This is a genomic window from Sediminitomix flava, from assembly GCF_003149185.1.
Lineage (GTDB): Bacteria > Bacteroidota > Bacteroidia > Cytophagales > Flammeovirgaceae > Sediminitomix > Sediminitomix flava.
This window is the reverse complement of record NZ_QGDO01000005.1, coordinates 265,601-291,292: the sequence shown is the minus strand read 5'-3', so window position 1 is coordinate 291,292 and position 25,692 is coordinate 265,601. Positions and strand designations below refer to the sequence as shown.

Sequence of the window (25,692 nt, the reverse complement as noted above, 5' to 3'; positions counted from 1 at the left end):
ACAAATAAAAAAAGAACCCAAGAGATAATCCCCCAGGTTCTTGATAATAGGTAAAATTAAAAAGCTTTTAGTCTGTACTTAATTTTATACTTTTCTGCATAAGTCAGAAGAACTTCTTTTGCTTATTGCTCAAATTTCTTTTTCAACTAATTATTTAAAGATGATATTCAAAATTAGAATATCCGCATATAAAAGTCTATACCCCAAAATGGGTATTTTTTATACTTTCCTTGAAAAAATACCAATGGAAGCCGAGTTGTAGAATTGATTTCAACTGAATTTATATCACGAAAGTCTATAAAAACAAAAGGCTGTCATTTCTGACAGCCTTTCTCAAATAGTGAAACTTATTTGAATTGTACTAGCTGGCTTACTAGTTCCTTAACGCTTGGTATATATCCATCCTTGTATAAAGGATCTTTTTGGAATCGAAAAGCAGAGTGTCCTGCAAACATCAATTGTTTTTCTGCATCTTTATCGTCGACCAAATATTGTAAAGTATTCATTATACAGAAACTACGTGGATCCATACGGTTTCCTGTAGTAAATCGATGCTCTTCGCTTGCTGCCCACGAACTAAACTTACAGGCTGCCAAACATCCCGAACACCCTTGCTGATCTGCTTTTATTTGTTTTGCTTTATCTTCACTCACATACATCAATGTATCATCTGGTGTACGCAAGCCTTCTGTAAACCCACTTTCAATCCAAGAAGTAACTCTTTCTTTATCTTCTTTCTTGATGAAATATCTTCCGTTAGGGATTTCAAATTCATCATCTTGCTCTTTTTTGAACTCAACTTGTCTATCTGACATAGCAAATTGTTCTTTCAAAAAGTCATTGATGATTGCTGAAGAATAAAATCCTGTTGGACTAAATTTATTAAGTGTAATATCTTCTGGTTGAAGATTTAGAAGTTTCTGTTTAAATGCATCAGGAATTGGGCTTTCCTGTGTAAGAAGAGGTCTTGTACCCAATTGGAAAGCAATCTTTCCAATTTCTGGATTATCAATCCAATCTTTAAACTCATCTATTGTCCATACACCACCTGCCATAACGATAGGAACTTCTTGAAGTCCAAATCTATCCATCATTTTACGTAGCTCTACTACTCTTTCGTATGGAGGCTCTGGCTTTTCTGGATTCTCTTTATTACTCAATCCATTATGTCCGCCTGCTTTCCAAGGGTCTTCATAAACTACACCACCTAACCATTCTGGGTGTTTATTATAAGCTCTTTTCCAAAGTACCATAAAGGCACGAGCAGATGATACGATTGGATAATAATATGTTTTGTGTTCAGCACAAATTTCTCCAAGCTGATATGGCATCCCTGCCCCACATGTTACTCCATGAAGTTTTCCTTCAGCTTGCTCTAAGACTCTACGGATAATTTCTTCTGTACCCATCATCCCCCAAAGTAGGTTCATATGAATACGTCCATTTCCGTTTGATTTATTATGTGCTATTCTAATCTGAGATAAAGCACCTTTGATAGCATACTCTATTCTTTCTCTAGTTCTTTCAAGGCGATTCTTACCCTTCAAATCCATAGGGACATAGTTCCCTTCTTCATCATACAACAAGGCGTGTACTCCAGAAAAAGTACCAACAGCACCGGCTGCAGCAAAAGCACCTGCAGTTTCTCCATTTGTGATCCCTACACCTTTTCCACCTTCAATAATAGGATAAACCTCTTTTCCAGAGATCATCATTTTCTGAATACTTTTCATCTTGGTCAATTTTTATAAAAAATACTTGGTCGTCAACTCCAAGACTAGAAAAGAATTCGTTTGTGACATTCTTAGATATTTTTTTCAAAAATAAAGTAACAAACAACTGTTAATAAATACATTTACTTCATAATCAGCCCGATTAAACATCAACAAACAACTTATATAAAAAACTGTAAATGTGCGCGTTCCGATTAACAAAAGAACCTTTATATCTACGATCAGATAGTAGTTCAAATAAAATCTTAGTTTAAATGATATCTTTGTTTAAAAATTTGTTTTAGGGTAGAACGATTCAATTTCAAGTCTTTTGAAATTTTTATATTCTATCAATTAATTACAATTAGAGATGAGTATTGAAAAAGAGCTAAGAGCTCGAAGCGGTTCAAAATGTGAACTCTGTGGTAGTGAAGAACACCTACAAGTATACAATGTTCCTCCTGTACTTGGCGAATCTGTAGAGAAATCTGCTCTCGTTTGTGGTACTTGTCATGAGCAAATTGAAGACGCGAGCAAAATGGACTCGAACCACTGGAGATGTTTAAATGATAGCATGTGGAGTGAGCACACTGGGGTACAAGTGATTGCATGGAGAATGTTAAACAGGCTACGCTCAGAAGGTTGGCCCCAAGATTTGCTAGATATGCTTTATTTGGACGAAGAGACCTTAGCATTTGCTAAAGAGACGGGAGATCATTTAGATGACTCTGAGAAAGTAATTCATAAAGACAGTAATGGCGTTACGCTTCAAAATGGTGATTCTGTAGTTTTGATAAAAGATCTGAATGTGAAAGGATCATCAATGGTTGCAAAAAGAGGAACTGCTGTTAGAAATATCTCATTAGACCGAGAAAATGCCACTTATATTGAAGGTAGAGTGAATGGTCAGATGATTGTGATTCTTACACAATACGTCAAGAAAACCTAACCAATCATTTTCAAGCTTTATTGATAAGAAAAAAGACTCTAAATACGCTGAAAGGCTATTTAGAGTCTTTTCTATTTAAACCCTTGATTAGATAACTTTTTTTAATAATTAAAATTCAACCTTTCCTCTAAAATGTTCTATTTTTAGACATCATCCTATTTTCATAAAAGATTCTGTAAACCTCATTTTTTTGATATGCTACCAAAACTCTTTCCAATAAAAGTTCTACTCGGGCTAAATGTATTTTTTATACTCTTCCTAAGTACATTCTCAATAAACGGACAAGATTTATTGAACAGTAGAAAAAGTAGTCCATTCACCTATGTTTATAAACTTAAAGAGGCTGAGGCTAGAGAAGTATATACTAACACCTCTACTGAAATTGATCAATCATTTCTCCACACCTTAGTTGATTCATTTCCTACAGAAAATCCTAAGAGCCTAGAATTAGAGAAAGGACACTATATTAAAACTTATGCACGACAGGATATTCAGTTTTTTGATATCGCCTCTGTATTAGATTTTCACATAGAAGTATTCGGTAATGAGACAGATTTAATGATCAAAGTACTTGATCTAGAAGGCAATTCAATCAAACAAGTTACAGTAACTGTAGATGGGAAAAAGCTAAAATATGATGCAAAAACTAAGACTTTTACCGATAAAAAATCTAACAAAAAAGGATTACTTGAAGTCAGTTACAATAATATCACTTCATTTACCCAATTAAATAGAACTTATAAAAACTCAGCTTTCAAACGTTTTTATCAGCCTATCATCTACCGAACTCCAATAAAATACATCTGGCTGCCAATAGACTATGTGATACACTTACCGATTGATGGTGTAAAATCTATTTCGAATGGTTATCTCATTGGATCAATCTACAACACTAAACAATTCTTTGTTGATCTTTATGAAAAAACCGTGTGCCTATTCGATCCTGACTATTGTAATGGTGGGTGGCAAGATCATGCAAAAGGTTATCTAGTTTTAAACAAGCCCAAATTTAAGCCTAATAATACGATAAAACTGAAAGCTTTTCTGACCAATGAGAAAGGAAATCCTATCAATAAAAAAGTTAAAGTAGCAATTAAGAAAGGATACAATAATTATAAATATATCTCTACAATTCGTCCATATCAAAAAGGTGCATACGAATATGAATTTGAAATTGCTGACTCACTAAAACTTCAATTAGATAGAAACTATCAACTTGTTCTTCTTTCAGATGATAAGCAAGAAGATATCTATAAGTCTACTGCTTTTAGATATGAAGAATACGAACTAAAATCGATAAACCTCATCCTTAGGACAGCTCAGAAAAACCATTATAAAAAGGATTCTATTCTTTTTTATGTAAGTGGGAAAGACGAGAATGATTTGAATATTTATGATGGGAAACTAGATATTGTGGTCTTATCAAAGTCGCCTAAAGCTACTTTCGACGATCATGTCTTTGTACCGGATACATTGATGTCTTTTTCAAAAGAATTGAAAAAAACAGGAGAAACGAAAATCAACATATCCGACAAAGAATTTCCAAAAGCAAACTTCGATTATACAGTCAATGTCACATTAAGAACCTCTGACAATGAAAAATTAGAGAAGAAAAAGCAATTCTCTTATTTCTATTCCTTAAAAGAAATTCTGATTGAAGAGCAGCAAGATTCTTTATCTTTTACTTACGCTGAAAATGGAAGTGAAATACCGAAAGAAATTGATATTTATAAAGTTGACCATTTCCAAAATGAAATTTTAATTGAGACCTCGGAAACACCTTATCGATTAAAACTAGATCCTTATGCTTTTAAGTACATCGCAAAAACAGAACATTTAAATACTGAGAAGAAAATATCTGATTTAAACTCAAATTTCAATTGTTTTACCGAGCGAACTGCTGATTCGATTAGCATACAGATTCAAAACCCAAGAGAAATTCCTTTTAGTTACCATATCTATAAAGTCAATCAATTGATTGATAAAGGCTATGGTACAACTCTTGAGTTTAAACAAAAAGAATCTTCGAAAGCGAATTATTTTATTTCTGCGTCATTCATATGGGCTGGTAAAGTTGAAAATAAAATGTATTCAGTAGACGTAAATGACAGGATACTGAATTTAAATGTTGAACAACCCAATATTATTTTCCCAGGCCAAGAAACAGAAATTGAAGTAAGTGTTACAGATTACAAAGGTGAGCCAGTTGAAAATGTAGACCTTACAGCCTACGGACTGACTCAAAAGTTTAAATATACCGCACCGCAAGTCCCTACATTTGCAAAACAGCGAAAACAGAAAAAGGTCATAAATTCATTCAGAAAAGAGGATTTAAATACGCATTTCAAAGCTCCTATCAATTATACAAAATGGCAATCCAATCATTCATTAGATAGTATTGCATACTATCAATTCACATTTCCTCAAGACAGTATTTATAGGTTTGAGTATGAAACTTCAGATTCAAAAACTCAATTTGCTCCATTTGTCGTAAAAGATGGAAAATTCAAAAACATATACATTATTTATGTGGATGAAACTCCTATCTACTTTAGTTGGGCTACGGTAAAATCACCATATTCCTTTTCCATAAAACCGGGAAAACATCAAATAAAACTCCGAACATCAGAAAGGGAAATCACACTAGATAGTGTCGATTTTAAGAAGGGTAAAAAACTAATCCTTAGTTTGGATGAATCTATTAGAGGTGAAAACATCAAAAACAAGCCAAAAGGTGATCAATTAGACTACAAAGAGAAAAGACTTGCCAGCTTATATAACTTCAGATTCCGTGATAATTTTGGAGGTAAATACACACATATCACTTCAAATGGACAGACCTACTTATTAAACTCTAGAAAAAATGGACCTAACATTGCAGGACCTGTAAAGGCTTTAGTTCAACTAGAACAAATAGATGGTATTTCTCACAGTTTCTTCCACGAATCAGGTTTTGAATATGAATTCTCAGGGAAAAAAATAAAGATGAGATCAATCGATAAACCTCATTTCCCAAACAAGCTATATGAATTTGATCATACACCAGAATCTCTGTATGATGAAATTTTATACAAAGAGAAAATTGAAGCTCAATGGCAAGCTTATTTAGATGCCCTTAAAAAATCTAAATCTAAGTATTCAAACCCGAATTATACACAAAAAGGCAAAGCCAAAATAGCTTTTGAGATCTATAGTCCGACAAAAGACACCTTCAAAAAAGAGCCTACAAATATAGTTCTTCTGCGAAATGACACACCTTACTTCACTAAAATATATAGAGGTAAAGACAGAGTTCTTCACAACTTAAATGAAGGACTCTACAAAATGATATTCTTTTACCCAAACCAAGAGTATCATATCGAGGACTCTATTTTTGTGAAAGAAAAAGGACAGACAATTCTTAAGGTTTATCAACCTCAACAACTCGAAAAAGATGAGTTTAGTAAAGAAGTGAGTGACATCATTGAAAGACACTTATTTACGAATGAAGATTTTTATGTAAAAGAAGAAAAAGTTTTCAAGGAACTGAGACAATCTTATTTTGAAAACTTTGAATATACAGGTTCAGGTTATTTGGTCAGTGGTGTAGTCAGAGATTCACAAGGAGTTCTACCGGGAGTTTCAGTCATCGTAAAAGGAACTAACTTTGGTACAGTTACAAATATTGAGGGAGAATTTACGATTAATGTTCCTAAAGACTACAACACTTTACAAATAAGCTATATAGGTTTTGAAACAAGAGAAATTTTCATTGATTCTGATTTCTTTGATATATCCTTATCAGAAAACTTTGAACAACTAGAAGAAGTTGTTGTAATTGGATATGGTTCTTCAACAAGAAAATCACTTACAGGTGCTGTAGCTGGTGTATCTATAAATAGGCGAAAAGGTTCTAATATTCGAATCAGAGGACTTAGTAGTATCAACACCAACAATCAGCCATTAGTGGTGATTGACGGGAAAGTGTATGCTGGAAATATTAATAACTTCCCTCAAAGCTCTATCAAAGAAATGATGGTATTGAAAGATACTGAAGCAATAGCTATTTATGGTTCAAGAGCTTCAAATGGTGTCATTATAATTTCAACTAAAGGCCCCATTCAGTTACAAGCTACAAATGAAAATAATACCGAACTTGAAAGTGATTTTCCAGATTTATCTTCTCAATCCAATTCTCTCAGACAAAACTTTTCTGATGAAGCATTTTGGGAGCCAAAACTGATCACAAATAAAGAAGGAAAAGCCAAATTCAAAGTTAAGTTTCCAGATGATGTCACGAAATGGAATACATTCTTCTTAGCGGCAAATACTAAAAAACAGACAGGTCAAACGCAAAGTAGCATAAAGTCATATAAACCATTATTGGCTCAAACTTCTATTCCAAAATTCTTAGTAGAAGGAGATACATTAGAAGCTATTGGAAAGGTCAAAAACTACCTTCCCGATACCATGAGAGTTTCTAAGAAATTCTATGTCAATGAACATCTCGTTAATGATGAGGTTGAATTATGTGCAAAATCTTCGATCGAAAAACTTCCTGTAATAGCTAAGGGAGATAGCTTAAGTATCAAATACGAAATCTATCAAGATGATTTAGAATATTATGATGGAGAGAAAAAGAAAATCCCTGTACTCCCACTCGGACTAGAAGAGACGGAAGGCGAGTTTTTTGTTCTTAACAAAGACACAACCCTTGATTTAAGTTTTGATGAGCGCTTAGGAGAAGTAAATATTTATGCGCAATCCGACTTGATTGATCTTGTTCAAGAAGAGATAAAACATGTAGTTTCTTATCGATACCTCTGTAATGAACAGCTATCCTCTAAACTTAAAATGTTGGTCAGCCAAAAGAGAATTGATGAAGCTATAGGTAAAAAGTTTAGTCAAGATAAAGCCATCAAAAAAATTATCAGATTACTTAATAAACGAAGAAACGATCAACTGACTTGGGGATGGTGGGAAAACTCTACTTCAATCAATTGGATCTCAAATTATGCGATTGAAGCTCTTTTAGAAGCTGAGGAATCAGGCTTCAAAACTTTTATAGATAAAGAGTCGCTAAAAGACTTATACATTTGGGAGCTTGACTATGCCGCAAACATTGATAAAAGATTAAATCAATTAGAAATACTTCATAAACTAGATGCTTCAATTGACTATATATCCGAATTGGAAAAACTAGAGAAACAATTTAATGACTCTCTAAATCAGCAAAAACATTCATTGCATAGTTACCTTCGAGTTCAACGACTTAAACAAGAAGTTGATTTAGAAGTCAACTTAGATACACTCAATCAGTATCAGAAAGAAACAATCTTTGGAAATATATTCTACGAAGGAGGTCATCAATTTAATCTCTTAAATAATAATATTCAGACTACTCTTTTAGCCTATCAGATGATTAAACATCATGACAAAGACGATCAACGATTGCCTAAAATCATCAATTATTTATTAGAAAATAGAAAGAATGGTTTCTGGACTAATACTTACGAGTCTTCAAAAATAGTTGAAACAATATTAGACGGTCTTTTAGAAGATAAGGAGGAATATCATTCAGCTAAACTTAGGATTTCGGGCGGTATCAAAGAGGAAATTGAAAGCTTCCCTTACGCTACTACTATTTCCCCGAATGAGTCTATTCAAATTCAGAAAGAAGGTGATGAGCCTGTATACTTCACATTCTATCAACGTTATTGGAACAACGCTCCAGAAGCTAGAAACAATGATTTTGAGATCGTGACTTATGTTAAAGAGGCACGTAATAACCAACTTATTGCAGGGAAAGACATAAAATTGATTGCATATGTCACTGTCCATAAAGATGCAGAATACGTAATGATTAATGTGCCTATCCCTGCCGGATGTTCATATTCCTCTAAAAATATAAATAGAAGTATTGAAACACATAGAGAATTCTTCAAGAATGAGACTGCTATTTATTGCTCTAAATTGAAGGCTGGAGAATATAGATTTGAAATTGATTTGACAGCAAGATTTACAGGAAGCTTTAATCTAAATCCCGCAAAAGTAGAACTGATGTACTTCCCAACTTTCTATGCAAATGATAAAATGAAAAAGGTAATCATAAACGATGAAAATCGTCCTAATTTATAATTGAACACACCTTATTCAATTCTTCGAGCCTTACTCATTTAAATGGGTAAGGCTTTTTTATATCGAAAAGATCATCCTATCAGGGTAATCATTTCAGAGCTAAATCACGAAAAACAAACCTTTAAATATTTACAAATCAATAGCATTTAGCAAACATCTATTTGTAAATAATTCACTCTATTTCAATTAGATGTAAACGTAACATTCATTACCATTCGATTTAACATCAAATTAGGAAAATAAATCTTAAGCGAGTGATACCATTTTACTGTTTTGTGCGTCTTTCCTGTACTAATTGTACATCATAAAACCGCATAAATATTTTTAACACGCAAAAGGTATGAGTAAAAAAGACTTCAACTTACCTGCTATGACTTCTTTAGTCGGAAGCCATTACCCTAATTTGAAAAAAGTGATTGAAAACAGAGAAGTTAGCCCTTCTTTGAAAAACAGACTCCCAAGAACAAAACTAGTCAGCCTTATCGCACAACCATTTACTTGGCTAGAAAACAAAACGTACAATCAAAAAATAGATGAATTAAAAATAGATAAAGCACCAGTCTTCATTCTTGGACATTGGAGAAGTGGCACCACGCACCTTCACAATATCATGAGCCAAGACAAGCAATTTGCTTATGTAGATACTTATCATGGTGTGTTCCCAAATATTCTTTTTTCAGGATCAGCGATTTTTAAAAACTTCATGAAAGTTGCTATGCCTAAAAAACGTGCAACAGATAATGTTGAGCTTGGGGTAAACTATCCTCAAGAAGAAGAATTTGCCATAGGAAACATGTGTCCGCATAGTTTTTACAACTTTTGGTACTTTCCAAATGATGCGATTGAGTATTACAAAAAATATTTAATGTTTGAAGGAATTTCCGAAACTGAATTTGAGGAATGGAAAACGACTTATCAGAAGTTAGTTAAGAAAGCAGTTCTGAACACTGGAGGGCAACGTTTTATTTCAAAAAATCCGCCTCATACAAGCCGTGTAAAAGAACTATTGGAAATTTATCCTGATGCAAAATTCATTTTCCTAACAAGGAATCCATATACTGTTTTTGAATCAACTAGAAAGTTTTTTAGAGGAACTTTAGAGGGTATTAGCCTACAAGAAATTTCTGATGAAAAACTAGAAAACAATATTCTTGAAGTCTACAAAGGAGTACACGAAAAATATGAAGCCGAAAAGCATCTTATTCCATCAGGAAACTTGATAGAATTAAGGTTTGAAGACTTTGAAGAAGACAATTTTGGTAATCTCGAAAAGATATACAAAGAGCTAGGACTTGAAGGCTATAATGAAGCACTACCGAACTTCAAGGCTTATATCGGGGAGAAGAAAGGCTATAAGAAAAACGCTTATAACTACGCTCCTGAGACTATCGAAAAAGTAGAAAAACACTGGGGATTTGCCCTAGACCGTTGGAACTACAGACTTCAAAAATAACATCAAACTCGAATTCATCATGCTAACAAATAAATTTTACTTACCCACTTTACTCCTTTTATTTGCCGTAAATCTAGGTTTTTCTCAAGAGAAAAAAACCGTTGAAGTAGGAGATAAAATAGAAAATGTAAAAATCAGAGACTCAAAAGATAAACCTGTTGACATTCCATTTTTTGGAGAAAAAGTCTTGATGGTTTATTACTCTGACCCAGACAAACCAAGCCGAAATTCTTTTTTGACCGAAAGAATGAAAGAGGAAGAACTAAATGGAGAAGACTTCTATGGCTTTGGTATTGTGAACCTAAAAGACGCACCCTTTTTCCCAAATGGTGTAGTCAGATTTATGATCAGACAGGAAGAAAAAAAGAACGCAAAGCATAATGTTAAAATCTACACAGACCCTGATCATATTCTAAAGAAAGCTTGGAACCTTGGAGATGTAAATGACCAGTTTGCGATTATCGTAGTCAGCAAAGAAGGTGAAGTTCTTTTTTACCAAGAAGAAGAACTGAGCGAACCTCAAACGGAACGTTTCATCACATGGCTTAAAGGATATTTAGAGCAAGATAAAAGCAATTCTGCAACAATATCTACCCAACAAAAGAATACGAACAAAACCAAGAAAGGTGCTTAAACAGTCAAAATCACGAACACGATCTGTTTAAGATGACTTAACGACAAACAAATGAAAAATCTATTTTCAATTTTCTTACTCACGTTTATAGCCTTAAACGTGAGTACTTCTTATGCACAAAAAAGAGTCATTGAAGTTCCTGAGCCATTTATCGAGAAAGGAACTTGGCTTATCGGGGGTGACTTTGCATACAATACAAAATCTTACCATAATTTCGATGCCCTCTTAGGCCTGATGGGGAATACCACATCTGAGAATTACAATTTTAAAGTAAGTCCATTTGCCGCTTACTTTATCAAAGATGATATGGCGATTGGTGGGCGTTTTGTGTACCAAAGAAAGAAAAGTTTAGGCTCTAGCGAAATATTATCTGATACACCTACATCATACGATGATATTTCTCAACGATTCAGTACCAAAATATTCATGAGAAATTATTTGAGACTTGGTACCTCAAATCGTTTTGCCTTATTCAATGAAACAAGTATTGGACATTCATACGAAGAGAAACAATCAATTGCGACAATTGATGGGGAAACAAATGGTTCATTCTCAAGAATTAATGCACTAGAAATCGGTGTTAGTCCTGGTTTAGTAGCATTTATCAATGACTTTACTGCGGTAGAAGTCTCACTAAATGTTCTTGGGTTCTCAACCGAATGGGAAACTAAAACAGAAAATCAAGTGGATACTTCAACACGAACTTCAAGTAGTGCCGACTTTATGATCGACCTATTAAGCTTGAACATTGGTGTTTCTTTCTACTTCTAATCTTCAACGACTAAATAAATGAACAGAACATATTCAAAATTTTTAATCCTTACACTTTTTTTAGGTGTTATATCATCTTGTATTGAAGATAGAGTTCCTTATCCAGTTGTACTCGGAGAATTTCTAGTGTTTAATGTTGAAGGGCAAACAGAGCCAACAATTATTGATACTGAAAACCGAATTGTAACTGTTGAGGTAGCAGATGAGATTGATCTTTCACAAATTAAAGTGCTAGAATACCAAATCACTGAAGGAGCAGAAATGACTCCTGAAATAGAAGAAATCGAAGACTTTACAACTGAAAGACTGTATACAATTACCACTTACCAAGACTATGACTGGACCGTTCAAGTGGTATACGGACAAGCGTCAATCACAGCTATTGCCATTGAACACCAATATGGAGATGCGATTTTTGATGAAAGAAATCAGACTGTAAATCTATTGGTTGGTGATGAAGCTGATCTAACTAATATCAGATTAACTCAATTTGAAATTTCAGACGGAGCAACAGCTGACCCTGACCCAATGGAGATTTCTGATTTCTCAGAGCCGGTCAAAACTACGCTAACGTCTAAGTTTGGTGATGAGAGTGAATGGACGATCAATGTGAGTTATGAACCTGCTATAAAAAGTGTAGAGGTTGAAGGTGCCATAAGTGATTCTATCTATGTTGATCATCAGTTGGTAGAAATTACAATGCCAGAAGGTACAGATTTATCAAGCTTGAATGTTACAGAGGTTATTCTTCAAGAGGGAGCATCATCAAATCCTGAAATTAGCACTATCACAGACTTTAGTGAGCCTCAAAAAGTAATTATCACTACTGCATCTGGAAATACGCAAGAATGGACTATCCGAGTACAAGAAGCTATTCAAGTAGAGTTTTCTATGATGAATGATTGGTACGATACTGAAGTGAAAAACTTTATTGGCGGTCATGCAGGTTATTACCATTTACCAGGTCACGATGAAAATTCTGTATGGGGTAGCGGTGATATTGGAGCAGCAATGAATAAAATAGCAGCAAACACTATAACGCCTAAAACAGAAGGTTCTGATACTTATGCACATCTTGAATCTAAGAGTGTAATGGGGGTATTGGCTGCAGGATCTTTATTTACAGGTACAATGGAAGCGAACGGGATTATTCCAAAAACAAACTTTGGAATGCCTTTCACTACAAGACCTAGTTCCTTTGAAGTAGATTTCAAATCAGAAATGAAATCGAAAGATAATTATCAAGATGGATTCGACATCTACATAATTCTTCAGGTGAGGGAAGGTACAGGTGAAAATGAAAAACGCTACCGCTTAGGAACAGCTTGGTATCGTTCCTTCGAATCATTCTCTGACTGGCAACATTTGGACATTCCAATTCATTATGGAGAACTTCCAAACCTTCCAGACTACGCTCACATGCAGCCAAAAGTAGGTGATGAGTTTAGCCCTGAAGAAGGCTATTGGGCAGACCCGACTGCTACTCCAACTCATGCAATTGTAGTATTCAGTTCTAGCTATGATGGCGACAATATGAATGGTGTAATTGGGAGTAATATAGAAATCAATAACGTAAAGCTGAAGTACTAAATTAATTCATCAGCTCTTTGAAAACCTTGTCGACTGTTTTTTCAGCTCACAGGGTTTTCTTTTTTCATACTTATTCCATGTAACTTAAGTTACAGCATGTCATTTCTAAAAACTCGACCTTTGTTTTATCATTAATCATAAAAAGATAAAACACATGAATTTCTTTAAAGCACTATTCGGAAACAGTACTGACGTAGATATCAAAGCTCTTCTTGATGAAGGTGCTCAGATTGTAGACGTTCGTTCAAAACAAGAATTTGAGTCTGGTCATGCAAAAGGTTCGATTAATATTCCTCTTGTAGCACTTCCAAATTTTATGAATAAGTTGAAAGGGAAAGATCATCCAATCATCTTGGTCTGTGCATCTGGAATGAGGGCTTCCCAAGCAAAAGGGCAACTAGAAAGAGAAGGGTATCAAAAAGTTTATAATGCTGGAAATTGGCAAAATGCGAATGCCTAATTTTTATAGCAAACTCAAAAACAACTAAAATTCTCATTCCTTAAAGTTATTAAACTAAAAAATCGCTATCTGTTGAAGTTCTGTTATCAATTCAATCAAGTAATTCTTCTATTTTTGGACTTCAATAAAAAATAGCTTTATGAAATTAGAATATTTAATCAGCGATTGCGACGGTGTTATAGTAGACACAGAATATCTTGCAGCCTTTGTAATGGTTGATTACCTAAAAGAATTCGGTGTAGATATTTCAGTAGATTACTATTTCAATACTTGGTCAGGCACTACATTCTCAGGAATTTTAAATCATTATTCAAATGAAAGAGGATTCAAGCTTCCAGAAGGCTACATAGAGGAAATATCAAATCGTTTTGAAAAAGCAGTAGACGGAGAACTACGACCTATACAAGATATAAAAGAAGCATATACTTCAGTTCCTCTTACGAAAGCTGTTGTTTCTAATAGTTATAAATTTCAAGTAGAGCATTCTATCAAACTAGCCGATGTTGATTCTCTTTTTGAAGATCGAATTTTCTCATCGGATATGGTTGAAAACCCAAAACCAGCTCCTGACCTTTACTTGTATGCTATGGATAAAATTGGTGCTACAACCGAAAATTCAATTGTAGTAGAAGATAGCATTAGTGGTGCAAAAGCTGCTTTAGCTGCAGGTCTTACAGTGATTGGCTTTGTTGGAGCAAGACACATTCAAAAAGGTCATGACGAAAAACTGAGAGCCTTAGGTGTAAAATATATTATTGATAAAATGAAAGACCTTCCTCCTCTTATCGAACAGATACAGAAAGGTGAAGAAGTTTTAGAAGCATAAAAAATTTAACCCCATCTTTCAAAATTAAGATGGGGTTTCTTTTTAGCGCTTAGGAGATAAAGTCAAGAACTTAACTAACTCTTGAAAGTCACTTGACAACATTTTATTTTTTTCAATCCATTTCTGAAAACTATCATACTCTAAAACAGGAATTCCATTCTTTTGCGTTGATAATGGCAGTGCATAAGGTCTTTCAGAAAAAATAGCATAGACTTTATGCAGTTCTTGAGTTGAAGAAGAAAGCTCTAATCCAATTTCATCTACTTGATGGGAAGAAACTTGAAAATCTTTGGCAGAATTCAGGTCGAAAAGTAAATAGTCCTTGTTGGCATTTAAAACGGGAACTTCACCATTCTCTCCCTTCATTTTTTGATAAGGAAATAGCTGATAAACTGTCTCTCCTTCTTTGTAGAAAATCGTCAGATGTCCTTTCTTGGGTGATTTGTAATTAAGGTAAAGGTGATCTCCATCGAAGAACTGGTTAGATATACACTGCTCCTTTTTAGGACATTTCAAAGTTTCTAGCGTAAAATCTACTTTCTGAGTATTAATTTCTCTTGCCTTCCCTTTTACCTCACAAACTAAGTATAATACCTTTCTCTGGCCTTCAACTTCGACTAACCATTCAAAACTTTTTTTAATCGTTTTAACCCACTCTCCTTTCACTTCTGAATTTGTGGATTGTGTAAGTTTATGATCTTCTCGAAATTCTGAATCTCCTTTTGCTTGAATTTGGTAATGTGTATGTTGTTGAACATTTGTTCCAAAAGCCTTTGCCATGGCTTCAGACTTAGCTTTTTGCAACATATTTTCTTTTAGTTGACCAATATGGTGTTCATCCTCAATAGCTCTAATAATTTTAGAAGATACAATTTTAGTTTTCTGCGAGAAACTACTTTCCACGAAAAAAAAGTGCAGAAAAACAGTGATTAGGATTAATTTCAAAGGCATATCTCTAGATTTTGGATTTAAAGTATTCTCTATCTAAGTTATTCTATTCAGAGAAAAAGAATATTTCGTTTTCTCATCAATGAACTTCCAAACAAACTGACAATTAAGTAGTATGACTTGTCTATCATTCACAAGCTAAAAGTGTTAATAACCCATTTACTATGAAGACATTACAAAAAATACTTCTTATCGCTACTCTTCTTTATTTTGGTTGTTCCCCAAAAACGCCAAGAGCACTTTACGAAAAGGAAAAACAAGCAGCTCTTGATGAAGCAACCAGCAAAACAATGAGAGAAGCTAAAAAAGAAGCAAGACGAATCCGTAAACAAGGCTATGCAAATATGGGGGGAGATGGCCCAATTGAAAAGCAAGTAGAAGATACATGGGCGGCTAGATATACACTAGATGATACGGGTGAGAAAAAGTTTTATGTAACGACCCAAGAAGCAAAATCAAGAACTTTTGCTGCTGCGAAAGAGCAGGCTAAACAGCTTTGTTTGGCTGACTTCGCTAATCAAATTGGGAGTAACATTGTGGGGCGTATCAAATCTAACATTGCAAATGCCGAAGATTTGAAGGATGCAGCCACTGTCACTGAAGTAGTTTCTGCGTACCAAAATACAGTTTCTGCAAAACTAGGTAGAACAGACATCACTATGCTACTAAAGAAAGTAGACAAAGCTACAGGCTTAACCTATGTGATGATGTCGATGAAATACAATAAGGATGCCGCAACTAACATTGTTCGTGAGTCACTCACTCGTGAACTCAAAGAGAAAGCTGAGATGCAGCAAGAAGAAATAAACAAAATCATGGACTTCTAAAAATGAAAAGACCATTTGGATTATCATATATCCAAATGGTCTTTATTATTTATAAAAAGCTTGAAGATTATTCTACAATTTCAGCATTAGCTTCTTCTACAGGTACTTCTTCAGTAGCTTCCATTTCAGTTTCAGCCGCAGTACTAGCCAATTCTTCTGGAGCTTCACTCATATTTACTGCTTCAACTTTTTCTTGAATCAGTTGATTGATGTGTTGCCCAAAGAATGTTTCTTTAAATTGAAAACCTTCTAAGTAAGATTTCAATGTTTCTACATCGGCGTTTTCTAGTTTAGCAACTGAACCAAATTTCTTGTTGATCAAGATGGCTGCAGCAACTTCTTCAGATTCTTCTTTGATGCCTTGGTTTTTAATCCAACCCGATTTTTTACCTTCAGCACCAACAACTTCAACCCAACCTGTTTTGATATCTTTTACTGCAATAAATTCACCTAGATTGAATGATTTAGTTGATGCAGTAAGTGCATCTGGCCTTTTGTGAATGATTGATTCTTCAACAAGAACTCCTGGTTTTGCATTAAGAGCAATCCCGTAAATTGATGACCAACCTTCTTTACCATCAGAAAGTCTGACTTTATAGTATGATCTTTTCTTTTTTGATAGAGTATCTACTTCCTCTAGTCCAAGATAAGTTACAGACTCTCCCAAACTAATTGAACCTAACCATTTAGAATCTGCAGATGCGCCTTCACGAAGTGAAATCCCATCCCAAATACAAACCGCTGGAGCTTCAGTTACTTGATTTTCAGTCTGTGCTTTTTCTTCTTTCTGTACTCCACATGAAATTAGAGTGATAAAAGCGAAGAAGGGTAAGAGAAACTTTTTCATGCTAAAAAATATATTAAAGATAAAAATGATAGTGTGATTCAACTGAATCTAGTACTTATTAGCTCAAAAATAAGAAGTATTTAAGCCATTCAAAAGTAAACTTTAATTTGCTGATGATTTTAAGCTTTGTTTTAAAACTCAACTTATTTTCTAATTACCATATTTAGAATCCAAAACTACTATTCTACTCCACTTCAATTACACCTTTCATTACTACTGAAATCTTAAACGTAGAACTTAAGCCCTCAAATATCTCTTATTCCAATAGTACTTAGAATTTCATCTCAATTTAAAGAAAACTCTATGTCAGTTGAAATTAACACTATTCTAACTATTAAAAGATTCATATCATGTCTGAAAAACCATTAGTAGTAATTACGGGGGCGAGTTCTGGTATTGGGGAAGCTACAGCAAAACTCTTTTCTGAAAAAGGATATCCATTACTTCTATTAGCAAGAAGAATAGACAAAATGGAAGCCTTAAACTTACCAAATACTCTTTGTAGAAAATTAGATGTTACAGATCGAGATGCATTCAAGCTTGTCATAAAAGAAGCCGAAGATAAATTTGGCCCTGTAGATTGTTTGGTAAACAATGCTGGTCTCATGCAACTAAGTCCATTTGTCGCACAAAACCCGACTGAATGGGATAACATGATTGATGTAAATGTCAAAGGTTTGTTGAACGGCATGCATGCGGTTCTAGAAAGTATGTATGAGAGGAAGCATGGTTCAATTTATAATGTCAGCTCTGTTGCAGGAATTAAGATTTTCCCTAACCACTCTGTTTACTGTGGTACAAAGTTCTCTGTACATGCTATCTCTGATGCAGTAAGAGAAGAAGCTGGTGCAAACAATGTAAGAGTTGCAGTTATTGCTCCTGGTGCTGTCGAGACAGAACTACTTGGACATACGACTAATAATGATATTATTGAAGGCTATGAGGAATGGAAAAAGCAGATTGGTGGAGCCCTTATACCGGAAGACATTGCCCACTCAATACTCTATGCCTATGAGCAACCACAAAGGGTAAATATTAGAGAAATTGTGATTACTTGTACAGGACAAGAAGCGTAAAATAAAAAACGGGTTTAGTAACTAGGAATACTAAACCCCTTTTCCATTGATCAAAATCCTAAGCCAAATGACTAAGGATTTATCTGTAATTTTATCGAAGATTTATTCCCATTTTGAGTCTGAACGTTTAAAATATAAAGTCCACTACTTCCGATATTTAAATCTATTTTTTCTTGATTAGTCCCTTTCTCTAAAAATACATCCCTTAGAAAAACTAGTTTTCCATTCATATCATATATAGAAATCGAAGACTCTTGAGGAACGGATGAATGAATGCCTAAAATGACTTGATTATTTCTGACAGGGTTTTCAGATAATAATTCCACCTCAAAAGAAGTATCAAAACTTGCTCCTACAGAGGTATAATAATATTTATAGTCTTTAGACATATCAACCTGTTTCAATCTATAATAAATTGTTGATCTAGGTGGTTTTATATCATCATAATGATATTCCAATATTACATTGCTCTCTATTTGTCCATCTTGCTTGTTCAACATGCTGTAATTCACGCCATCAATAGATCGCTGTAATTCGAAATAATCATTGTTAAACTCTGAAAAAGTAGTCCAACTTACTTCTACATTATGCCCTTTCCTCTTTGCGCCAAAGAAGCCTAAAGTCACAGGCAGAATGCTTTCATAATTCAAGAATTCATAGCTACTGATCAATACATTACTACTTACATCATAACTAGCTCCTGGCATTTGCCCTTGTACTTCAACCCATAATTGTCTAGCTGCTTCTAAATAGATTTCATCTCTTTCTTCAGCTAGTGTCAATTTAATCTTTGAAAGTAAATCAAATAGCTCCGAAGCATTTTGGATTGAGGAACCATCTTTAAATCCTATTTCAAAGCCTTTTTCATATTCTATTGCTACAAGATTTGATGAATTTGTTGTGATTTCATGAACTTTAACTTCATTACCTATTAAGTACTTAAGGCTATTGTCGTAGCTATCAGTATTTGACTTATCTACATAAATATCTAAGACTGTCCCGTCTATATTCAGAGAATCCTTTTCATTTAATTTCCCAGTATAAACCAAAACTGACTTCATGGAAATATTAGTCCCATAGTTCTGATAAAAGCCCAATTGAAGTGGTGTGTGTAAAAATAAACCAATCGGATTATCATACTGATACCCTTCATCATTTATATCAATCGATGTAAAAGTATCATACTGCCAAATATCAGAAGTTGAAGTCAATCGAACTTTAGGAAAACCAATACTTACAATAGTTTTTGCTGAAGTTAATAACCCTCCTCCAAAATCTATTTGCACACCAATTTCTCGATCATTTCCAGTAGGATTTGCAAAAGAATTTGAGTACTTAATTTTTTCAATTGCACCTTTAAAATTAGCCCAAGATGTATTTGTAATAGATGACAAAGTTATTTTAGTAAAATCACTATTAAACAGATACTGAATATGTCCTCCTATAAGATCACCACTTAACTTTTGATCATCTTCACCATCAATAAACAATCTCTCATATCCAATGTCAAATACATGAGAAAGTTGAAGATTTATGCTCTGTATTGGAGTAGACTCGGGTGTTAAAGAAGTATTATTACTGATAGCTAGCTGCTCTGATATAAAATCAATCTGAGTTTGGTAGTCATTTCCTATCGACGAATCATCCAAATCAAGTCTATGAAAATAATACCTCGAATAGGTGTACTTTATTTCCGCTCCATTGGAAAGTAACATTGAGGTTTTCAACTCACGATCTTCAGAAATAGAATACTCTATATTATGAGTTACAGCTTTTAAAGCATTTTCGAAATCTTGTTTAGAAGCAGTTCCTTTATTACTAAAAGTCAAGCTTGAAGAAGAATTAGTTCTTGTAATTCTATTTCTACCTGAATAATTGCTTACACTAAAACTATCACCCGTTTTATAATTCAAGGTTTCTATGGTAATAGATTCAATATCCAATCCATCAAAAATATTAATGTAAAGGTCGCTACTTCCAAGAGGGACAGCTGATTTTGCCACTTCACTATAATCATTCTCTGTTACTCCTAAACCATTCAAATTGATAAAAGGGGTATTGATTTTAGCAAAAGATGCTGGACTGTAGATGATATCTCCTATCTCAAAATCATCTACTTCTTCAATAATTTCTCCTTTTATAGTTACGGATATTTCCCGAATATCAGGTGACAAAGTGCTTTCAATAGACTTATATCGAATATCATCAATAGCGCTCTCCAACTCTTGTAAACTAATATCTGTTTTAGCATTCAATTCAAGAGTTCCATTTACATTATCAAATACGAAATCGAACTTTGATTGGTCTCCATTAAAAACAAGTTCTTCAAGAAGTTTACCATCGGCATCTCTGATAGGCTTTGAAATTTCAAGATAAGCACCTTTTAAAGCTTGAAATTCTGGGTCATAAATGATTTTTGAAGAATTACTGATAGCAACCTCAAATTGTGGTTGAGTAAAAGAGTTATAAAAATCATTGATACCACTACCATCAAGTTTAATACTCAAATCTGAATAATCAACTTGAAGTTCTTTAAACTTATGTTCATTAGTACTACCTCCCGTTGAGGCTGTAAAACCTGCTACAATTTCTCCATTCCAAATTTCTCCACTCCGAGTAAAAATATCTTCAATAGAATTATTTCCCAATTGATTGTTTAGTGATTCAATTTCTCTTAAATAATAATCTAAAATTGCATATTTTTCTACCTTCGATATATCATTAATCAATCTTGTTTTTGAAAAAGAATCACTGCTATTAGCCCACCAACCAAAAAAACCAAAATCGACATAATATTGATAATTAACATCAATATTTTCAACATTTGAATGGAATGAGTCTAGAAATCCATCATCTTTAGTATCTACTAATTCTCTAAAAAAAATGTCTTTACTATTAATCCAATAATTTCTCCTATTCTGACTATTCTCTATATACTCTCTATCATATTCAGTTGCTAATTCTCTATCTAAATTATTTAAAACATTCAAGGCACTAGTCTGATCAATAATACTAGGATCCACTTCATTTAGATATTCCTCTATTAACTTAATTTCCTCAATGATATTTTCATCTTCTTGAAATGTATATGAAAAAGTTTGAAAATCCCCTAGTTCATTCATCATATTCACTGACAATAGACGGTCATTATAATTCCAGATCAAATGGATATCATACCAAGTACCATCTTCAATATCATTGGGAGTATTAGTACCAATAGTTATTTCAGTATTATTACCTAATCTATTAACCACTTCAAAACGACCATTCTTGTAAAATGCAACATGATCACCTGCGGGGTCTCCAATCTCTCCATTTTGATAAGTATCAAATTCAATAATAACCGAGTGACTTATGTTAGAAGCACCCATTGCACTTCCTCCTTGATTATTATCTCCTTCAGCAGCTGTTCCCCTCACGTCATTATGAAGTACTAACGCCATACCGTCTGCACCGCTATCTTTGTTTCCGAAGTATGCTTTCAAACGCATCTCAAAATTTCGGAACATATTCATTTTATCAGCCTTCCAAACAGCCGAACGTTGATCTCTTTGATCTTTTGTTACGATCAGTTCTTTCCCTGCTTTGTATCCACCTTGATTTTCAGAATAAATTGCAGCATCTCCCATCGTTTCCCATTGTGCACTAACCTTGGTCTTAGTCATCAAAAGTATAAAACAGGATACGACTAGTATCCTAATAAAAAATACTTTATTAGAGGTCTCTTTTCTAAAAAATAGAGTCATGTTGATAGTTTTAGTTTGTTTGTAGTTGAAGTCCTTAGAATAGGTTTTTAAATATATTTTAGCTCATAAAACCCATTCTCCACCTATTTCAAATGGTGAAATTGTATTTGTAATCTTTTTAAGATTGATTTTAGTTATTGATTAATAAATAGCTGAAATAAATTGTCTTCTTGTAAAATTCTAGAGCAACTATTTGAATGCTCAATGTTATATGGCGAAATTCGAAAAGAGTTTTAAACTTACAATAGGAATCTTCTCGCTCCCTCATGTTAAATCACATTTATTTGGTTAACACTAGATAACACCCTACGTCATATTGTTGATTTACGAACACTCATCCAGTTAAAAACTATTGAACGATTTAAACTGAATTTTATCTCATCAAATTTCAGTTAAACATTCAAGAATTATTTATATTTTTGCCAATTAGGTGATTTAGGACACTTAAATTGCATGAATGAGTGATCAAATTCTTATCATTCATGTTTTAGTAAATGAGATCAATTTCTTAAAAAATAAAGAGATAATAAATAATGGAAAAAGTAAGGGTAAGATTTGCTCCTAGTCCTACAGGACCTTTGCATATCGGAGGTGTTAGAACAGCGCTATTCAACTATCTTTTTGCGAAAAAAAATAATGGTGACTTTATTCTTCGCATTGAAGACACAGACCAAACTCGTTTTGTTGAGGGTGCAGAAGACTACATCAAAGAATCTTTAGCTTGGGTTGGTATGGAACCAGATGAAAGCCCTTGGAAGCCTGGTGAGTACGGTCCTTATCGTCAGTCTGAACGTAAAGGCATGTACATGCAATACGCTCAACAACTCGTAGACGAAGGCAAAGCTTACTATGCATTTGATACTCCAGAAGAATTGGATGCCATGCGTAAAAGATTGGAGGAAGCGAAAGTAGCTAACCAACAATACAACGCAATCACGCGTCTTCAGATGAAAAACTCTCTGACACTTTCTGAAGAAGAAGTAAAAGAGCGCATCGAATCTGGGGATCCTTATGTTATCCGTTTGAAAGTTCCTTTAAAAGAAGAAATCAGGCTAAACGATATGGTAAGAGGTTGGGTAATGGTTCACTCACATACCATTGATGATAAAATCTTGATGAAATCTGATGGAATGCCAACTTACCACTTGGCCAATGTAGTTGATGATCATTTAATGAAAATCACACATGTTATTCGTGGTGAAGAATGGTTGCCATCTGCTCCACTTCACGTTCTACTTTATCAATATTTAGGATGGGAAGATACAATGCCTAGATTTGCACACCTTCCATTACTTTTAAAACCTAATGGTAACGGAAAATTGAGTAAACGTGACGGTGATAAGCTTGGATTCTCAGTTTTCCCATTGAAGTGGACGGATCCTAATTCAGGTGATATCTCTACTGGTTACAGAGAAGACGGATTCTTACCAGATGCTTTTGTAAACTTCCTTGCATTCTTAGGTTGGTCTCCAGGTACTGAGGAAGAACTTTTCACAAAAGAGCAATTGATTGAAAAATTCTCTATTGAAAAAGTAGGTAAAGCTGGTACTAAGTTCGATTTCGACAAAGCAAAATGGTACAACCAACAGTATTTGAAAGAGAAATCTGACGAAGTTCTTGCTCCTGTTTTGAAAGCTCAACTTGATGAAGCTGGTATTTCATACGATGAAAGCTTACTTCCATTGATCTGTAGTCAATTAAAAGAGCGTATTACTTTCCAAAATGAATTCCTTTCTGCTGGTAGATTTTTCTTTGAAGCTCCTACTGAGTATGATGAAAAAGTTATTCGTAAAAAGTGGAATGATGATGCGAAAGCTGTACTTGAAGAATATGCTGAACGTTGTCCTTCTGCTGAAAAATTTGATGCAGATTCAGCGAAAAAACTATTTAGCGAAGTTCTAGAGGAGAAAGGTGTAGGAATGGGTAAAGTTATGCCTGTTTTACGAGTAGCTCTCAGTGGACTTGGCGGCGGACCTGATTTGATGATTATGCTTCAAATTTTAGGTAAAGAAGAAGTATCAAATAGAATCAAGAAGTTTATCGCTACAGTAAGCGAATAATTTTCAAATCTACTTCAACTATAAAGGGGCAATTTCCATGGAAATTGCCCCTTTATTATATCAGGTTTTTTGTTTCTTTTTCTTAGCTGCAGGGAATAAGATATTATTTAGTATGAGTCTATAACCCGGTGAATTTGGATGCAGATTTAAATCTGTTGGCTCTTCCCCTACAAAATGTCGATAATCCTCTGGGTCATGCCCTCCATAAAAAGTCCAAGTACCTCGACCAATGGTTCCATGAATATATCTAGCTTCGTTCGCTTCTTTTGTTTCACCTAAAATAATCACATCTGACTTAATCAACCCTTTTTTAAAGGCTGTAGTCTGTCCCATAAATCCTTTGATGATATTGACATGATTTTGTGTTAGCATTGTTGGAATTGGATCCCATTTTGCCGAAAAATTAAATAGTCTGAAGTAATCATTCCCTTCTCTAAGCCCTCTTTCATAAGACTGATTATCAATGTTAGAGTACTCATATTGATACGGATCCATCTTCAGCTTAAAATTATGAAAAGCAAATGTCTTCCCATAATTCAACTTTTTCTGAGCATCTGCATCTGGCGGGTCTCCGTCATACATATGATCAGTTATGTCTACACCTTCAGCTGCCAATGCAATATCATAAGTATCCGTAGCGGAACACATAGCAAATAAGAAACCACCTCCTACACAATAATCACTTATCTTTTTAACTACAGCTCCTTTCAATTCCGATACTTTACTAAATCCGTGCTTTCGAGCAGATGCCTCAAATTGCCTTTGTGCTTCTATATACCATGGCTCTCGTCCATAAGTAGCATAGAACTTTCCATATTGCCCCGTAAAATCTTCATGGTGTAAGTGTAGCCAATCATACTTAGGCAACATATCAGCCATTACTTCATCATCAAAAATTACTTCATAAGGGATTTCTGCGTATGTAAGCACTAAAGTTACCGCATCATCCCAAGGCTGTTTAGAAGGAGGGGAATACACTGCTATCTTAGGTGGAACCTCAAGCTTCATGATGTCCATATTAGCCTCAGGGCTATTGATTTGCTTTTTGATACTCACAACTTGAGCAGAAGAAATCACCTCATAGCTCACTCCTCTTATTACTAATTCATTTTCATAATCTTGCGTATACTGAAATAAAAAGCTACCTCCACGGAAGTTTAGTAACCACTCTATTTCACCACCTTTCTCCAAAACCCAGTAGGTTACGCCATAAGATTTCAGATGATTACTCTGAGTTTCATCCATTGGTATCAGAATGTAACTTGCTAGAGCTATATTGATTTGAAAACAAAGTAGAATTAAAGAGAAGAAATATTTCATTTAATAGAAGCTTAGTAAAGTTGTTTGGGTATAAAAAAGGATCATATTTCCTTTAAAACTGTATAGTTAGGCTAAATGTTAATTGTCTCTTTTTAGAATAATTGTTACTATTTCTAGGGTAAGGACTGTTCAGTTCTTATTTGGTTAAATGAGTAAGACAGAAAGTAGCATTCAGCAACATATCAATAATGTAATACAACAAAGAATACCATCCTAAATCAAAAATGATTATAGAATAGTATTCTTCTTATACTTCAAATTCATCACTCTTTCCATCAAAAGCTTCTAACATTGAGCTTATTCAATAAATCACTTCTAACCTCAAACTCAAAAAGTATAATTTTTAATACATTCCT

Annotated in this window: 16 protein-coding genes; 11 read left to right on the top strand and 5 right to left on the bottom strand. The window is 34.1% G+C overall.

The window, feature by feature from the left end:
* Positions 1–347: 347 nt before the first annotated feature.
* Positions 348–1,733: an NAD(P)H-dependent flavin oxidoreductase gene (locus BC781_RS18650; RefSeq protein ID WP_109620645.1), complete on the bottom strand. Its 1,386-nt coding sequence runs from the start codon at positions 1,731–1,733 to the stop codon at positions 348–350.
* 349 nt (positions 1,734–2,082) lie between these two features.
* On the opposite strand from BC781_RS18650, the gene BC781_RS18645 reads away from it, so the two are divergent.
* From BC781_RS18645 to BC781_RS18610, 8 genes are all read left to right on the top strand, one after another.
* The gene (locus BC781_RS18645) at positions 2,083–2,661 is read left to right on the top strand and encodes a PhnA domain-containing protein (RefSeq protein WP_109620643.1); all 579 of its coding nucleotides are present in this window, start codon (positions 2,083–2,085) and stop codon (positions 2,659–2,661) included.
* A 195-nt stretch (positions 2,662–2,856) separates the two neighbouring features.
* Positions 2,857–8,778, top strand: coding sequence for a carboxypeptidase-like regulatory domain-containing protein (locus tag BC781_RS18640; protein ID WP_109620641.1), 5,922 nt, complete (start codon positions 2,857–2,859; stop codon positions 8,776–8,778).
* Between the two features lie 340 nt (positions 8,779–9,118).
* Entirely contained in the window at positions 9,119–10,231 is a 1,113-nt protein-coding gene (locus BC781_RS18635) for a sulfotransferase family protein (protein WP_109620639.1), read from the top strand.
* Positions 10,232–10,250: 19 nt separating this feature from the next.
* The gene (locus tag BC781_RS18630) at positions 10,251–10,865 is read left to right on the top strand and encodes a YtfJ family protein (RefSeq protein WP_109620637.1); all 615 of its coding nucleotides are present in this window, start codon (positions 10,251–10,253) and stop codon (positions 10,863–10,865) included.
* A gap of 51 nt (positions 10,866–10,916) precedes the next feature.
* Entirely contained in the window at positions 10,917–11,636 is a 720-nt protein-coding gene (locus BC781_RS18625) for a hypothetical protein (protein ID WP_109620635.1), read from the top strand.
* Positions 11,637–11,654: 18 nt separating this feature from the next.
* Positions 11,655–13,226, top strand: coding sequence for a PCMD domain-containing protein (locus BC781_RS18620; RefSeq protein WP_109620633.1), 1,572 nt, complete (start codon positions 11,655–11,657; stop codon positions 13,224–13,226).
* 154 nt (positions 13,227–13,380) lie between these two features.
* Positions 13,381–13,686: a rhodanese-like domain-containing protein gene (locus tag BC781_RS18615; protein WP_109620631.1), complete on the top strand. Its 306-nt coding sequence runs from the start codon at positions 13,381–13,383 to the stop codon at positions 13,684–13,686.
* Between the two features lie 139 nt (positions 13,687–13,825).
* Positions 13,826–14,512, top strand: a complete 687-nt coding sequence (locus BC781_RS18610) for an HAD family hydrolase (RefSeq protein WP_109620629.1) — start codon at positions 13,826–13,828, stop codon at positions 14,510–14,512.
* Positions 14,513–14,554: 42 nt separating this feature from the next.
* Here BC781_RS18610 and BC781_RS18605 read toward each other — a convergent pair whose 3' ends face one another.
* On the bottom strand, positions 14,555–15,463 hold the full coding sequence (locus tag BC781_RS18605; RefSeq protein WP_109620627.1) for a hypothetical protein: 909 nt from the start codon (positions 15,461–15,463) through the stop codon (positions 14,555–14,557).
* Positions 15,464–15,624: 161 nt separating this feature from the next.
* Between BC781_RS18605 and BC781_RS18600 the strand changes: the two genes are divergently transcribed.
* Positions 15,625–16,287: a hypothetical protein gene (locus BC781_RS18600; RefSeq protein ID WP_109620626.1), complete on the top strand. Its 663-nt coding sequence runs from the start codon at positions 15,625–15,627 to the stop codon at positions 16,285–16,287.
* 67 nt (positions 16,288–16,354) lie between these two features.
* Here BC781_RS18600 and BC781_RS18595 read toward each other — a convergent pair whose 3' ends face one another.
* Positions 16,355–17,134 carry an SH3 domain-containing protein gene (locus BC781_RS18595; RefSeq protein WP_109620623.1) on the bottom strand — a complete coding sequence of 260 codons (780 nt, stop codon included), beginning with the start codon at positions 17,132–17,134 and terminating at the stop codon, positions 16,355–16,357.
* Between the two features lie 350 nt (positions 17,135–17,484).
* On the opposite strand from BC781_RS18595, the gene BC781_RS18590 reads away from it, so the two are divergent.
* Positions 17,485–18,210, top strand: a complete 726-nt coding sequence (locus BC781_RS18590; RefSeq protein WP_109620621.1) for an SDR family oxidoreductase — start codon at positions 17,485–17,487, stop codon at positions 18,208–18,210.
* A 71-nt stretch (positions 18,211–18,281) separates the two neighbouring features.
* Here the strand turns inward: BC781_RS18590 and BC781_RS18585 are convergent, their stop codons facing one another.
* Entirely contained in the window at positions 18,282–21,875 is a 3,594-nt protein-coding gene (locus BC781_RS18585) for a lectin-like domain-containing protein (protein WP_158281523.1), read from the bottom strand.
* Between the two features lie 611 nt (positions 21,876–22,486).
* On the opposite strand from BC781_RS18585, the gene gltX reads away from it, so the two are divergent.
* Positions 22,487–24,016, top strand: coding sequence for a glutamate--tRNA ligase (gene gltX, locus BC781_RS18580; RefSeq protein WP_109620618.1), 1,530 nt, complete (start codon positions 22,487–22,489; stop codon positions 24,014–24,016).
* Between the two features lie 60 nt (positions 24,017–24,076).
* Here gltX and BC781_RS18575 read toward each other — a convergent pair whose 3' ends face one another.
* A complete protein-coding gene (locus BC781_RS18575) occupies positions 24,077–25,336 on the bottom strand; it encodes an asparagine synthetase B (protein ID WP_109620615.1) in 1,260 nt (419 codons plus the stop codon).
* Positions 25,337–25,692 lie beyond the last annotated feature (356 nt).